13 protein-coding genes are annotated in these 14007 nt (G+C 44.7%); 4 read left to right on the forward strand and 9 right to left on the reverse strand.

Going from position 1 to position 14007, the window contains the following annotated elements; translation table 11 throughout:
* Positions 1-67 precede the first annotated feature (67 nt).
* Positions 68-1426, forward strand: a complete 1359-nt coding sequence (brnQ, locus tag LCY76_RS21305; protein WP_336606271.1) for a branched-chain amino acid transport system II carrier protein — start codon at positions 68-70, stop codon at positions 1424-1426.
* A 58-nt stretch (positions 1427-1484) separates the two neighbouring features.
* On the opposite strand, the gene LCY76_RS21310 is transcribed toward brnQ, so the two are convergent.
* Both LCY76_RS21310 and LCY76_RS21315 read right to left on the reverse strand, forming a co-directional pair.
* Positions 1485-1925 (reverse strand): hypothetical protein, encoded by a 441-nt coding sequence (locus LCY76_RS21310; RefSeq protein WP_248254333.1) that lies wholly within the window; start codon positions 1923-1925, stop codon positions 1485-1487.
* A gap of 90 nt (positions 1926-2015) precedes the next feature.
* Positions 2016-2939, reverse strand: a complete 924-nt coding sequence (locus tag LCY76_RS21315) for a PhzF family phenazine biosynthesis protein (protein WP_248254334.1) — start codon at positions 2937-2939, stop codon at positions 2016-2018.
* Between the two features lie 114 nt (positions 2940-3053).
* Here LCY76_RS21315 and LCY76_RS21320 point away from each other — a divergent pair, with 114 nt between their 5' ends.
* Positions 3054-3929 (forward strand): LysR family transcriptional regulator, encoded by an 876-nt coding sequence (locus tag LCY76_RS21320; RefSeq protein WP_248254335.1) that lies wholly within the window; start codon positions 3054-3056, stop codon positions 3927-3929.
* Between the two features lie 92 nt (positions 3930-4021).
* On the opposite strand, the gene argH is transcribed toward LCY76_RS21320, so the two are convergent.
* From argH to LCY76_RS21350, 6 genes are all read right to left on the reverse strand, one after another.
* Positions 4022-5530 (reverse strand): argininosuccinate lyase, encoded by a 1509-nt coding sequence (argH, locus tag LCY76_RS21325; RefSeq protein WP_248254336.1) that lies wholly within the window; start codon positions 5528-5530, stop codon positions 4022-4024.
* Positions 5531-5668: 138 nt separating this feature from the next.
* A complete protein-coding gene (gene pdxA, locus LCY76_RS21330; RefSeq protein WP_248254337.1) occupies positions 5669-6676 on the reverse strand; it encodes a 4-hydroxythreonine-4-phosphate dehydrogenase PdxA in 1008 nt (335 codons plus the stop codon).
* On the reverse strand, positions 6663-7961 hold the full coding sequence (locus LCY76_RS21335) for a four-carbon acid sugar kinase family protein (RefSeq protein ID WP_248254338.1): 1299 nt from the start codon (positions 7959-7961) through the stop codon (positions 6663-6665). Before LCY76_RS21335 ends, pdxA begins: the two co-directional genes overlap by 14 nt.
* A 30-nt stretch (positions 7962-7991) precedes the next feature.
* A complete protein-coding gene (locus LCY76_RS21340) occupies positions 7992-8966 on the reverse strand; it encodes a 2-keto-3-deoxygluconate permease (protein WP_248254339.1) in 975 nt (324 codons plus the stop codon).
* Between the two features lie 155 nt (positions 8967-9121).
* The gene (locus tag LCY76_RS21345; protein ID WP_248254340.1) at positions 9122-9769 is read right to left on the reverse strand and encodes an AAA-type ATPase lid domain-containing protein; all 648 of its coding nucleotides are present in this window, start codon (positions 9767-9769) and stop codon (positions 9122-9124) included.
* Positions 9739-10818: a PrpR N-terminal domain-containing protein gene (locus LCY76_RS21350; protein WP_248254341.1), complete on the reverse strand. Its 1080-nt coding sequence runs from the start codon at positions 10816-10818 to the stop codon at positions 9739-9741. Before LCY76_RS21350 ends, LCY76_RS21345 begins: the two co-directional genes overlap by 31 nt.
* Positions 10819-10991: 173 nt before the next feature.
* On the opposite strand from LCY76_RS21350, the gene LCY76_RS21355 reads away from it, so the two are divergent.
* Positions 10992-11729 carry an alpha/beta fold hydrolase gene (locus tag LCY76_RS21355; RefSeq protein ID WP_248254342.1) on the forward strand — a complete coding sequence of 246 codons (738 nt, stop codon included), beginning with the start codon at positions 10992-10994 and terminating at the stop codon, positions 11727-11729.
* 322 nt (positions 11730-12051) lie between these two features.
* Here the strand turns inward: LCY76_RS21355 and LCY76_RS21360 are convergent, their stop codons facing one another.
* Positions 12052-12396: a winged helix-turn-helix transcriptional regulator gene (locus LCY76_RS21360; protein ID WP_062238442.1), complete on the reverse strand. Its 345-nt coding sequence runs from the start codon at positions 12394-12396 to the stop codon at positions 12052-12054.
* Positions 12397-12720: 324 nt separating this feature from the next.
* Here LCY76_RS21360 and LCY76_RS21365 point away from each other — a divergent pair, with 324 nt between their 5' ends.
* Entirely contained in the window at positions 12721-13935 is a 1215-nt protein-coding gene (locus LCY76_RS21365) for an MFS transporter (RefSeq protein ID WP_248254343.1), read from the forward strand.
* Positions 13936-14007: the final 72 nt, after the last annotated feature.

Raw genomic sequence — 14007 nt, forward strand, 5'->3', positions numbered from 1 at the left:
ACACTAGATTCGACATCAATCGACATGAAGTAAATATTCACAATATTCTTATTCGGAGGGTTTTTTCGTGTCTACTAAAGCTCAGTCTTCACATACATTGGTTATCGGCCTCATGTTATTTGCTCTTTTTTTTGGAGCAGGCAACTTAATCTTTCCAGCAATGCTCGGACAAACTGCAGGAACCAACGTCTGGATTGCGACAGCCGGTTTCTTGATTACTGGAGTCGGTGTACCGCTGCTCGGTGTTTTTGCTTTCGGAATTTCCGGCAGCGACGACCTCCGGGCGATGGGAAATCGTGTACACCCTTGGTTCAGTTCTCTTTATAGTTTTGTTCTTTATTTAGCAATCGGTCCTCTTTTTGCTTTGCCAAGAGCAGGAAGTGTTTCTTTTGAGATCGGTGTTAAGCCCTTTTTGCCAGAGGACAGCGGTCATTTGCCGCTTCTCATCTTCACGGTCGTCTTTTTCAGTATCACATGTGCCCTTTCACTTAATCCTTCAAAGATCGTTGATATCGTAGGTAAGATTTTAACGCCGCTTAAGCTTTCGTTCATCGGAGTGTTAGTAGCCGCTGCTTTCATTCATCCGATCGGTCCGATTCAGGCGCCTACGAAGGAATTTGTTCAAAACTCCTTCTTTAAAGGATTTCAGGAAGGCTACCTGACGATGGACACATTGGCTGCCTTCGTTTTTGGTATTATCATCATCAATGCCATCAAAGAAAAAAGAGGCAGCGATAAAAAAGTCATCGCAAGAACTTGTGCAAAGGCAGCTACCATTGCAGCTGCTGTATTGGCAATCGTGTACACTTCCCTATCGTACATGGGAGCTTCCAGTGTTTCTGAACTTGGCCATTTAAGCAATGGCGGAGAAGTTTTATCAGCTGTAGCCAATTACTATTTTGGCTCTCTCGGGAATGTTTTTCTAGGACTCATGATCACAGTAGCATGTCTGACAACCAGTGTTGGATTAGTTACAGCATGTTCCTCTTATTTTCACAGTGTTTTTCCGAAAATCTCATACAAAGCATTGGCTGTTATTCTTTCCGCTTTCAGTGCATTAACCGCAAATCTCGGGTTGAACGAGCTAATCGCCATCTCAGTTCCTGTGCTGACAGCGATCTATCCGCTGGCCATCATGCTTATTTTCTTAAGCTTCGCACACAACCTCTTTAAAGGGCGTTCAGAAGTGTATCAAGGAAGCTTGCTGTTTACCTTTATCGTTAGTCTATTTGATGGATTAAATGCAGCTAACCTATCTATAGATGGTGTGAATTCCTTTTTCTCAAGCATCCTCCCTCTTTATGACACAGGGCTTGGATGGATTCTGCCGGCAATCGTTGGAGCTCTCCTAGGCTATGCTGTTAGTCTTGTAAGATCGAATGGTACGGTTCTTCATACTGATAAAGAAACCAGAAAAGTTTCATAACCAAATTAGATATAAAAAAGCTGAATGAGCAGTCTCATTCAGCTTTTTCGTGTTCATTTCACCGGTCGGGTGCATCTTCAACATAATCAGAGGTCGTAAAAGCCCCGGCTGGAGGTGCCTGATTTTGATGGGATGATTGCCCGCTCCCGCCGTTTAAATAGGCATTCGTTGAAGCTACCCATGTTCCATATTCACCCCCCAGCATAGATGTCGGCTTCATGTAAAGACGCCCGTTGATCAGATAATGGCGTGTGGAAATCGAGGGGTCATCATAAATGAACAGATTGCCTGAAAAGGTGGCATATGGTGAATCAAAAGAGATCTGTCTTGTATTTTCGGTCCAATATCCCTGAATTGGAATCGGAGCTCCCCGAAAATTGAGGGTGCCCATTATTTTATTGTTTTCTATGGAGTTGAGGACGACCGTTCCCCAGATGAGCGGCCTGCCGCCGACATCTGCACTGATTCCCCATCTCGATGGAACTGGTAAGGTTATCATTGCTGCTTGCTCCCCTTTATGTTCAAGAAATTCAGCTTTCTTGCCAGTATATGTGCGGCCTGGGGGAATGCTCACCAACTGAATCGTGTATTACTTCTGACTAATCAGCAGCTCTCCTGAACCCATGATGACGCTTCGGCCGCCAATTTTAACTTCCTCATACTCCCTTTCTTTGCGAATCGTAATATCAATGATGCTTGGTCTTTCCATTTCAAATCCCTGTTCACTTCGAATACGATAAACTCCTTGTTGATTCTGGGCAATGTCCGTATGCTCAACAATATAGGCACCTAATGGACCGCTTGCTGCGCCTGTCGCAGGATCTTCAGGTATCCCCATCGCAGGTGCAAACATCCGGCTGTGTACAGTGGAATCCTTCATTTCTGTTTCCGCTGTAAACGTGAAAATGTGTTTCGTAGAAGGGCTTTGTCTAAAATACTTCTCCCAAATGTCTGTCCGGAAGCTGATTCTTTTCATCGCATCAAGGGAACGAACAGGAATGAATAAGAATGGTACTGCGGTTGATACCGTCCGGATTGGAAGCTCATCCGGCAAATCTTCCGGGGAAAGAGAAAGCAATTCTGCCGCCAATGTTCTGTCTTCAAAATATTCCCCGAATAGTGGCATCGGCTGATTCATTTCAACGTTTAATACACATCCATTCTCCATATAAACCGTAACAGGAATATCTCCAACACCTTCTTCAAAAATCCACTCATTCTTACCTTCAGAAGCCTCAAGCAAACCCTTATGAGCCATCACATAGCCTGCGCCAAGGGTCGGGTGTCCAGCCATCGGGAGCTCCACATCCGGTGTGAAAATGCGCAGCTTTTTATCGTTTGCAGGATTGCTTGGAGACTGAACAAATACCGTTTCCGATAGATTCAGTTCTCTCGCTATTTTTTGCATCATTTCTGTCGTTAAGCCGGTATCATCCTGAAAAACAGCCAGTTGATTTCCGCTGAAAGGCTGGTTGGTAAATACGTCTACAAGCGTATACGTTAAAGGTTTCATCTTTTTCCTCCTCAAGTGTTCTTGCTCTCATCATATGACGGCAGTTAACATTAATCAAATGAATGTTTATAATATAAATCATGAAAAATATTAATGCATTGAGGTGTGATCTGTATGACATTGCTTCAATATCAGGTTTTAAAAACGGTTGTAGAGACAGAAAGTTTTACAAGAGCAGGAGAAAAGCTGGGGCTTACCCAATCGGCGGTCAGCCATGCTATCCGGGGATTAGAAACAGAACTGGAATTAACGCTGATGAACAGAGGGCGCAGCGGCATAACGTTAACGAGCGAAGGAAAAAGGATGATGGAATACATCCAGGAGATTCTGGATTTGTCAGAACGAATGAAACAAGAAGCAGGTCTGCTGAACGGTTTAAAAATCGGAACGATCCGCATCGGTACATTTCCAAGCGTATCTGCTAGTCTTTTGCCTTCTATCTTAAAGCAGTTTCATCAAGCCTTTCCGGGGATTCAAACAGAAATATACGAAGGGGGATACGAGGAAATCAAACAAATGATCACTTCAGGAAAGATTGATATCGGTTTTCTGACATCTTCAACCTCAGAGAGCCTTGATTTTATCCCTCTTATGGAGGATCACCTTTATATCCTCCTCCCTGACAGCCACGAACTGAAAAGGAGGAAAAGGATCAGCATCCATGAAATCAGCGATGAACCTTTTATCATGCCCAAAGCAGGCTGTGATGAGTTGATCAAGGGGCTTTTTAAAGAGAACAAAATCCTGCCCCAGATATTTTGCGAAATTGCAGATAACCAAACGATTATGGCTATGGTGGCAAAGGAATTGGGAGTAAGCATCGTCCCTGAACTGGTTTTGCAGGGCGATACAAGAAAAAATGTTGCTGCAGTTACTATGAAAGAAAACTGTTACCGGACGATCGGCTTAGCCGTCAACTCTCTCGAACGGTGTTCTCCGGCTGCAGAAGCTTTTATTGAACTGGCAAAAAAATCTTTCATAAATAACTGAGTTTTTACTGTGATTCATGAAGCAATTTTTTAATGACCGGGACAGGATCATGCATCATTATTGCAGCCGTAAGCTCTCCGGCGAAGGAGAGCTTATTTTGCTGCGATCAAGTTTTGCACGGCACTATCCAGAGATTGATCCGCCTGGAGCAAGCATTCTTTTTTGTTTTGAAGGGTCTTTTCCATATTGAAAAGATCTTCCTCACGCTCCGCAATCATCCGCTTTACTTCGTCCGGATTAGGTCCGCCCTGAATCTTGCGGCGTTTGACGAATTCACGTGGACAGACGATTCCCTTCCATTCTTCTTCTGTCAAGGCTGCAGGATAAATGCTGCTGATCCATTCGTTCGCTGCTTCCACCTCAATTTCGTTCAATTCTTTTCCTGCTGATGTACACTGTTTCGCAACGGCGCTCGCAATCTGGTGCGCTTTTCGGAACGGGACACCTTTATCTCGAACCAGCACATCTGAAAGTTCTGTAATCGTGATGCATGATTGGTTCGCACGCTTGCCGATCTTTTCTGCATCGACCTCCATCGTCCGGATGACGGCATGCATGAGCTGCAATACCCGTGATGCCTTCTCATAGCTTCGATACAGATGAGGCTGCAGGTCGTCTTCCGTGTCCACGATGTCACCAAACGGCGTGTTATGGATCATTTGTATTGCTGACATCGCTTCACCGGCTGCTGAGCTGGCAAGGGATCTGGAATGTTCGATCGACACTGGATTCCGCTTTTGCGGCATGATGCTGCTGATCTGTACGTATGGATCGGCCACACGTATGACCCCGAACTCACGGGTCGCCTGTAGAAGCAGGTCCTGGATCCAGCGGCCGGCGTTGATCATGAGCGTCATGACTGCTGTCGCCGTCTCGAGCAAATAGTCTCCGCCAGCAATGGCATCATAGGAGTTCTCTACAATACTACCGAACCCTAAAAGTTCTCGGACCCGGTCGCGGCTGATTGGAAAGCTTGTCGTGGAAAGGGCAGCGGCGCCCAGAGGTGAACGGTTGACTCCTTCATACGCGGACCATAGGCGCTGGATGTCCCTTATGACGACATCATAGATGGCCAGCAGATAGTGGCCGAGCGTAGTCGGCTGAGCCGGCTGTGTATGGGTATAGGCGGTCATGACCGTTCCGGCATGTTCCTTCGCCTGCTCCAGGAGGGCCTCGCCGAGCAACAGTGCATTTTGAATAAGTGTAAGTATATGACTCCTCAGAACAAGGCGGTACATCGCCACTCCCATATCATTACGGCTCCTCGCGATATGGACCTTTCCTGCAAGGTCTGCACCTATTTCTTCCGCAAGCCGGCTTTCCATCATAAAAAATAAATCTTCATAAAGAGGATCATAATTCAGCTTGCGGAAATCGATCTGCCGCACCTTTTCCACACCGGCAAGAATGGTCCCCGCTTCATCCCTCGCCAAAATGTTCTGCTCAGCCAGCATGACCACATGCGCCCTGTGGATCGCGAACATTTCCGCAAACAAATAATCTCGCTGATCATTAAAAACGTGCCTCAGGAGATGTTCCTCATAGGTCTTGCCGGGGAACGAGCTGCCATCTTCGTGGATGAATTCATCCCTAGTTTTCACTTTTTTTCCTCCTTGTTTTTAGAGAGAGCGTTCGATCAAGTTGATACACTATCTTATGAAGCAGAAGAATGATGGGTTATGAAGACAAAAGCACCTCCCGCATGTAAACAAGCAGGAGGTGCTGAATTTCTATCTATACTATAGCCTCTTCGGAGCCAATTCCACTGCCTGGCGGAGGGCTTCGGTCATGCTTTTTTCGTCGGCAATACCTTTACCTGCAATGTCGAACGCAGTTCCGTGGTCCACGCTCGTCCGAATAATAGGCAATCCGACTGTGATATTTACGCCTGCATCCAGTCCCAATACTTTGACCGGTCCATGGCCCTGATCGTGATACATGGCGACGACAATATCAAAATCACCGCGGACCGTGCGGAAAAATAGTGTGTCAGCAGGAAGGGGGCCAACGACATTAACGCCTTCTTTTTGTGCTCTTTGCACCCCCGGTATTACTTTCTCATCTTCCTCACCGTATCCGAACAGACCGTTTTCCCCAGCATGCGGATTAATTCCGCAGACTGCGATCTTTGGCGACTCAATTCCTGATTTCTTCAACGTCTCATCTGCAAGTTTAATAACACGATAGACCCGCTCAGGATTAATCATTTTTACGGCATCAATGATACCGACATGAGTGGTAACATGAATGACTTTTAAATTAGGAGCCGAAAGCATCATGGAAAACTCATCTGTTCCCGTCAGCTCGGCCAATATTTCAGTATGGCCCGGGTACTTATGTCCACCTTTATGCAATGCTTCTTTGTTTAAAGGCGCAGTACAAATCGCATCAATCTTTCCTTTATTGGCAAGGTCAATTGCCTTGCTTAAATATTCAAAAGCGGCATGACCAGCAATAGGCGAAACCTGCCCAACCGGCAGATCTTCAGGGACCAGATCTAAATTAAGTGTGTATACCGTACCATACTCAAATTCAAGATGATCTAACTCTTCTTCTGTAATATTTTGAATCGCAAGGCCACTGTTTACGTAGCTCTTGGCCCGCTCAAGAATTTTGCTGTCCCCGATAACGAAAGGACGGCAAAGATCGTATATTTCTTGGCTCGCGAGGCTTTTTAAGATAATCTCCGGACCAACACCTGCCGCATCTCCCATTGTAATCCCGACAATACTTTTATTTTGATTCATGCTCTAACACCTCTCCTGTCATATGGTTCAACGCATGGACTAAAGAATCTTCATTGCCGAATCCCCCGGCCTTTGTAACCGCCAAAAACGAGCGTTGGATGTCGCTTAGTATTCCTAGAGGAAGACCCGGTTCCAGCTCAGACCACAGTTCCATTTGTGTCATTCCAACCTCTGAACATACCGCCTTAGCGGTGTCTCCACCAGTAAGCACCAAGCCTGCAATTTCAGGAAACTGATCAAGCAAAGACCGGGCTATGATTCCAAGCTCCCTTGATATCATTTCCCCCACCTGATTTTTATGCAAGCCCAAGTCCCTGCCAAGCTCATGAGCTGCTGCTCGGTTTTCATCTGAACCATCTACATAAAGGACAAGATGGCGCATACCCTGGGCCTGATTTATTAGTTGAATCAGATGCTGCAGATCATAGGTTTTTTTCATTAGATCAGCCGGTTTCATTTCAATCATAAGAGAGTCCGGCATTGTACTCACCTTCGCCAGCTGAATTTTCGTCGTCATTGATAAGCTCGCTGATACAGTAAGGGTTTGTCTTATTACTGCCTTTTCCTTTTTCAATGGTTTTGGTACTTCGAGCTTCAGAGCAGCCGGCAGGTACTCGATGAGGCCCGCTGACCCCGCCCATAAGGTTCTTTTATTTAATGAGGCAAAAATTTGAGCAGCTTTTTCTAGATGTTCTTCCTTTTCGGCATCGCAAACAAACCACTTTTTCCCTTCATCCATATCTTCAAGAACGTTTGCTAAAATCTCTTTCCTGGAACGAGACAGCAATTGGCTGTCTATTGTGCTGATTTTATGTTCAGCGTACTTCGTCAAAAGAGCAGGGATTCCGCTTTCTGTTACAGGCGTTTTTGGATCTTGCCCAAATTCTGTCTGGTCTACAAGTGTACCGCCAACATATTGGAAGCCATTGATCGTCTGCCTGCCCAATTTGGGGTAGGCTGCTGAAATAACGACGATCTCTGGTTCAATCGCATCACTCACAGCGGCCAGTTCTGCACCGACATTTCCACGGAGGGTGGAATCCATTTTTTTATAAACATGTACATCAGTCAGGTTCTTCACATGCAATGAAGCTTGATAAACACGTTGATACGCTTCATCTTCGGTTAAAGCCCTGCTGTCGGTATCGTAAATGGCCACATCCGTTTCACTATCCGGTTTCGTGCTGTTTTCCAGCCATACGGTGGACCGGAATCCCTGCTTGGATAATTGTACGCCTGAGTCATTGGCTCCTGTCAGGTCATCCGCCAGTATAAATAATTGCATTGAGGAAAAACTCCTTTAAATGAAAACTGTTTAGTGTGTTATGGTCACATCTGTAGTCTTTTTCTGTGTTCGTTTTGCCAGCCATGCCGTTAAGATCGGGGTCAAAACCGCTGTTACCACAACTGCGGCAGTCACTTGCAGTGTTGCGACAGCAGCAATTTCCTTGTAACCTGTAAAAACAGCTGCAACAGCCAACGGAACCGCAGAAGCGTTACCTGCTGTAGATGCAGCGGCCACACCTGCCACACCGTCTCCCCCTGTGATCCGGTCGGCCAGGAATAAAACCAGTCCCGTAATCACAACAACACCTAGACCCAGAATGATTCCTGAGGTTCCCGCCTGTACCACTTTGGTCAAATCAATTCCTGCACCAAGAGCAAGGGCAAACAATGGGATGATTACGTCAGAAGCTTTACTCAAGAATGTTCTCATGTCCTCATCCAGGTTACCGAGGATCATGCCCAGGATTAAAGGCAGAATCGCAAATACAAAGGCCAATAAAGGAAAACTTGCAAGGCCGGCTACACCAAGAATGAGCATGGTGAAAAATGGTCCTGATTCGAGTGACATAATAGAATAAGCCGCAACGTCTTCATTCCGTTTCCCCAGCTGCCCCATCAGTGCCATGTATAATCCGCCGTTCGTATCGGAAAAAGCGGCTACAATTGCCAGCGCGGATAGTCCAAGAAACAAGTGGTTTTGATCCGGAGCGACGGCTTTTATAAGAAGGGCCACAATAAGAGCAGTCCCAATTTTACCCACCCATAATGATACACCTTTTTTTAAGATATACCCGGTTGCCTCAAACCTGATCGTTGAACCGAGACAAACGTAAAATGCGGCCAATAATGCCGAAGTACCGGTTAAAAGTCCACCAGTAAATGAGCTCTTAAACTCTGGAAGTTCAAACAACTCTGGAAAGAAAGTCTTTATCAGTGCGCCAATCAGCAATGGTACTAGCATCATTCCACCCGGAACACGTTCAATTGTTTTTTTGATATTCATATAATTCAACCTACCTTATGTTTAATTTTTAAACACTTATAAGATTAGAAAACGTTTTCAATTATGATAATAAACCTAAACCCCTAAAACTCGCAATGGAAATGTTTTCATTTGGTTAAAAATGTTTAATTTTTAAACAAAAAAAGAAGCTGAATTTAACTTTTCAGCTTCCTCCATAAAGTGGCACGGGTAATCCCCAATCTTTTTGCTGCTTTTGTCTGATTAAAATCTTCTTCCTCTAGTACGAGACGTATTATTTTTTCCTCAATCTCGTTTAATGTCCCTTTAAGAAAAGGCTCAATGCTATGTTTGTTTTTACTATTTGTTGAATTTAACAGCTGCTGAATGCTTTTTTTCTCGAGAGTATATCCCTTCTCCAAAATAACAGCATCCTTTATAAGGGCTTTAAGCTCCGCCACGTTTCCCGGCCAAGAAAAGTTCTGCAGCTCCTCCAGGGCGTCCTCTTTGATACGCACGGCTGTGGTTCCAAGCTCTTGATGATAAACGGCAATAAAATAAGTTGTCAATTTTTGAATGTCTTTCTTGCGGTCACGAAGTGCAGGCATTCTGATCCTGGTTATTTTTTCATGGTGAATGATTTTCTGCAGCACCTTTTCTTTAGGGGAAATCGAAACAATCACCGTTATTCCCTGCTTTTTCATCTGAAAGATTGTTTGAATGAAGAGGTCTTCGAGATGAACATCAAGAAGGTGAAGCGAGTGCACATAAAGTGTGGAAATACCCTTATTTGTTTCTTCCCTTCGTTTTTCAATCAGATCAGCTGCAGATATGGAAGCAAACAATGAATGATTTCCCTTACTTTCATAATGAACATATTTAGCCAGCAAGCTCTTCCCTGTCCCATCTTCCCCCAAAAAAGCATTGGACCTCCGGCAGGCATTGAAAGCAACTGTGTTAAACAGTCCTTCATCGCTTGACTATGATGAATAAGAAAAGGACGCTGGGTAATCGTATGAATTTCAAGGCTAGGCTGTTGGTTTACGTAAACAGACTCCAAAAAGCACACCAGGTAGTCTATACCCGTAATGTTTATCGTATTTATCGTTATTTTAAGCTGCTCCTCACCGTTCTTTAGGAGCCGATAATACGTTTTGTGCAGAGCATATTCCTGCAGGCGAAGATCCTCCAGCTGCTGATCTGACACCGGCCTTTTTGAAAAATTAGTCCAGTTTTCATAAACGATTGAACCGTTTTCCCCAAGGACCAGCATGTCGGGCTGAGCAAGTTTCAGAATTTCCCGCTGAATAGCCGATTCATACGATTTCTTTTTAACGAGTCTGCAAAGTGAAACGGCCCGCTGGAAAGAATCCATTATCGCTTCTTTTCCAGACTGAATTAATATTCCATTCAAACCATTGTTTGAAGCAGCATTGACGGTCACTACATCACCCATAATCAGCTCATATCCCTCTTTTTTCAGCTGTTGAATGAGAGGAACCGTTTCCTCCTCTGTCTCAATTGTAAATACTTCAATGGAGATATCCAATAGATCGGTTATGGCTTGGGCACCCATGGTAATATTTGAAAATCCGACAATGGCTTTTTTGCTATTAAAATCATTGGCGAGCGTCAGGACCCTTAGCATGTCGTAGCCGGAAACATGAACATCAACGACCGGGATATTCACTTCCTCTTCAATCAATTTAGCGGTACCACCCCGGCTTATAATTACGTCAAACCCTTGCTTTTCAGCGTGTTTGGCAACTATAGCCCCTTCTTGAAGATTTCCAACTTCAATGTGTACATCCAGCTCGCTTTGCTCTTTTCTGCATTCCTCTATTAAATTTTTCATCGTGGCGTACGGCGCCACAAACAATGTTTTCATTTTCATATAGGCTACACCCGCAGTTTATTGAGTATTAATCCTAGTATAGCGCAACTTCTGAAGCAGACATAACATGCAGAGTAAAAATTGAAATTAGAAACCAAAGAAAGATCATCTTTATTTTTTCATTCAACTCCTTCAAACTTAAGGAAAATAAATAAACAAAAGAGGAATAAGGAATGAAAGTCGTCTGTAAGTCAGCTATGAATGAGGGTATACCCTGTTTAATGATCGAACATGAGGAAAATCAAGACGCTCCCGTTTGTGTCCTTTACCATGGCTGGGGTTCAAACAAAAATACGATGAGGTTTTTTGGGGAAATTCTTGCTCTATACGGATTTCGCGTCATCATCCCTGATGCTCCTTTTCACGGAGAAAGAGGACGTCTTGATTACTTCAATAAAGAGGTCATTCAAAATCAGTTCTGGAAAGTCATTATGCAAACTGTGGGAGAATTTGAGGGCCTTGTTCGGGCGTTATCTCTTTCGAAGGAACAAAAGGTGACTGTTATTGGCAGCTCCATGGGCGGGTTCTCCGCTTCAGGAATATTTGCCCGATATCCTGAGGATACAGCCTATCTTGTTAATCTGATGGCGGAGGATATTTTTCGCAAGCTGGATAACAGGCCTATGTCGGGAGAAGAGCGGGATCAATTGCGCAGCATGGATCCATTGCGTTTACGGAGGGCGGACGATACACGGCCTGTTTTATTTGTGCATGGAAACAAGGACGAAACGGTTCCGATTGGGATTCAGCAGTATGCCTATAGCCAGCTGCTAACCTCCTATTCTTCAATACCGGAGCATTTGAAGTTTGTCGAGATTCCTAATGCTGGCCATACGACCACGCTTTGGATGATAGAAGAAATCGTGGGCTGGCTTAGGGATTTTGCAGTGGGCGGTAGTTTACATAACTAGAGTTTGGACAGTATTTGTGTGACTTTGGACAGTAAACGGCTTGGTTTGGACAGTATTTTCCCTTTTTCGGACAGTAAAAGTGGATATCTGGACAGTAAATGAATTTGCCAGGCCATGTTCCCCCGTCAAATTCCCGCTCCGCAGGCCAAAACCACAACAAAAAAGCATTCAGAACATGGGAAGTAACGTTCTGAACGCAAAAACAAAGCATATTTACTCCAATTCATCATCAAAAGGACCAGAAAAGACAGGGAAGAAAATGGTGCCAGGCACCGGGATTACACAAGTGTGTAATTCGGGTGCCTGGCACCATTATAGTTAACTAGCCTTCAACTAAAACAAGGGATTTGTCGTCGTAGTTGCGTTCGATGTGCTTCTCGCCCCATGCACACAGAGAATCAAGGATCTCCTGAAGGGACCAGCCGTAATCGGTAAGAAAGTACTCCACTTTCGGTGGGATCTGCTGGTAGATCTTGCGTTCGATCACACCGTCTGCTTCCAGCTCGCGAAGCTGCTGAGTCAGCATCTTTTGTGTGATTCCAGGCATGGAACGCTTCAGTTCACTCGTTCTTTTTGTTCCTTTTGTAAGGTGGCAAAGAATAACGACCTTCCACTTGCCGCCGATCACTTCCAATGCTGCTTCAACCGGAATGTTATATTTCTTCATCTTGCTTCCTCCTCTTACAGTTACTTTTTTATACTATAGTTCAAAATAAACTCTATAATCGATATTAAACCGTATAAGACTTATCGTATCATACCATAGGATTGCTTCTGTTTCAATGCCTCCTGTATAGGCACCTTCAGGTACCTATAGCACCGCCGGGTTCCTACCGTACCAAGAGGTGGCTGTGGTACTTGAAAGTGCGTACTTCTCAATACTTCCGCTATGCTCCATAATAACCCTAGTCAGCCGCACAGATTCATTGGGCCCCTGTGCGATGGATATGCTGACCACACTCATTTCTATCATGTTCAAGGGGGATTTATTATGGTTTCAAATACTGTTTCACATAAAACCCAGCCATCAGAGAAAAAAGGAACGTTTGCGCTGCTCGCGCTTGCGATTAGTGCATTTGGAATTGGTACAACAGAATTTGTTCCAGTTGGCCTGCTCTCTTCTTTGGCTGATGACTTAAATGTTTCAATTACACTTGCTGGATTGCTCATTTCCGGATATGCACTCGGTGTTGCATTTGGTGCTCCCATTCTGACTGCAGTTACTAGCCGTTTAAACCGGAAAACACTTTTGCTTCTTCTTATGCTCGTATTTATTGTCGGAAACACGGCCGCCTCGTTAAGCCACAGCTTTGCTTTATTGTTAGCAGCCCGTGTCATTACTGCTTTTTCACATGGCGTATTCTTTTCAATCGGATCCACCATTGCAGCTGATCTTGTCCCGGAAAATAAACGGGCAAGTGCCATTGCTATCATGTTTACAGGTCTTACCGTAGCGACCGTAACCGGCGTGCCGCTCGGAACCTTTATCGGCCAGACGTTCGGCTGGAGAGCAACTTTTGCTGCCGTTGCCTTGCTTGGTGTCATCGCCTTTATCGCTAGTCTATTTTTGATTCCTAACAATTTAAAAAGTGCTTCAAAAGCTTCTTTTAGTGATCAATTCAAGCTGATCACCAACGGAAGACTGCTTCTTGCCTTTTCTATTACAGCGCTTGGCTACGGCGGAACATTTGTAGCCTTTACATTCTTGGCCCCTATTTTAGAAAAAATTACAGGCTATCATCCTAAATCAGTAAGTATCATTCTGCTTGTATACGGGGTGGCAATCGCTATCGGAAATACGATTGGAGGAAAAGCAGCAAACAAGAATCCAATCCGTGCTTTGCTTTGGATGTTTGTTATCCAGGCCATCGTAATGTTTGTTCTTTTTTTTACCGCTCCTCTAAAAGTGGCCGGTACAGTAACGATCGTCATCATGGGACTATTTGCGTTTATGAATGTGCCTGGCTTGCAGGTATATGTTGTGCAATTGGCTGAAAAATATGTTCCATCTGCTGTCGATGTGGCTTCTGCCATCAACATTGCAGCGTTTAATGTCGGGATCGCAATCGGTGCCTACGTCGGCGGACTTGTCGTCGATTCCATCGGCTTGATTCATACGCCATGGGTTGGCGGACTGATGGTCGTCGGTGCTGTCCTGCTCTCTGCATGGAGCGGAGCGTTGGAACGAAGAACAGTGAAGAAATAAGGAAAAGAGGGGTGCCTGGTGCACTCCTCTTTTTTGTATATTTTGGTCGTGCTGAGATGTCGATAGTTTACA

This window comes from Fictibacillus marinisediminis, assembly GCF_023149135.1.
In the GTDB taxonomy this organism is placed as follows: domain Bacteria; phylum Bacillota; class Bacilli; order Bacillales; family Fictibacillaceae; genus Fictibacillus_C; species Fictibacillus_C marinisediminis.

Excerpts from the sequence above, each read along its gene's own strand:
- LCY76_RS21335 (WP_248254338.1), bottom strand. The coding sequence starts at position 7,961 with ATGCAATTATTTATACTGGCGGATGACCTGACAGGAGCCAATGACTCA.
- LCY76_RS21320 (WP_248254335.1), top strand. The coding sequence starts at position 3,054 with ATGACATTGCTTCAATATCAGGTTTTAAAAACGGTTGTAGAGACAGAA.
- LCY76_RS21355 (WP_248254342.1), top strand. The coding sequence starts at position 10,992 with ATGAAAGTCGTCTGTAAGTCAGCTATGAATGAGGGTATACCCTGTTTA.
- LCY76_RS21360 (WP_062238442.1), bottom strand. The coding sequence starts at position 12,396 with ATGAAGAAATATAACATTCCGGTTGAAGCAGCATTGGAAGTGATCGGC.
- pdxA (WP_248254337.1), bottom strand. The coding sequence starts at position 6,676 with ATGAATCAAAATAAAAGTATTGTCGGGATTACAATGGGAGATGCGGCA.
- LCY76_RS21365 (WP_248254343.1), top strand. The coding sequence starts at position 12,721 with ATGGTTTCAAATACTGTTTCACATAAAACCCAGCCATCAGAGAAAAAA.
- LCY76_RS21315 (WP_248254334.1), bottom strand. The coding sequence starts at position 2,939 with ATGAAACCTTTAACGTATACGCTTGTAGACGTATTTACCAACCAGCCT.
- LCY76_RS21310 (WP_248254333.1), bottom strand. The coding sequence starts at position 1,925 with ATGATAACCTTACCAGTTCCATCGAGATGGGGAATCAGTGCAGATGTC.
- LCY76_RS21340 (WP_248254339.1), bottom strand. The coding sequence starts at position 8,966 with ATGAATATCAAAAAAACAATTGAACGTGTTCCGGGTGGAATGATGCTA.
- LCY76_RS21350 (WP_248254341.1), bottom strand. The coding sequence starts at position 10,818 with ATGAAAATGAAAACATTGTTTGTGGCGCCGTACGCCACGATGAAAAAT.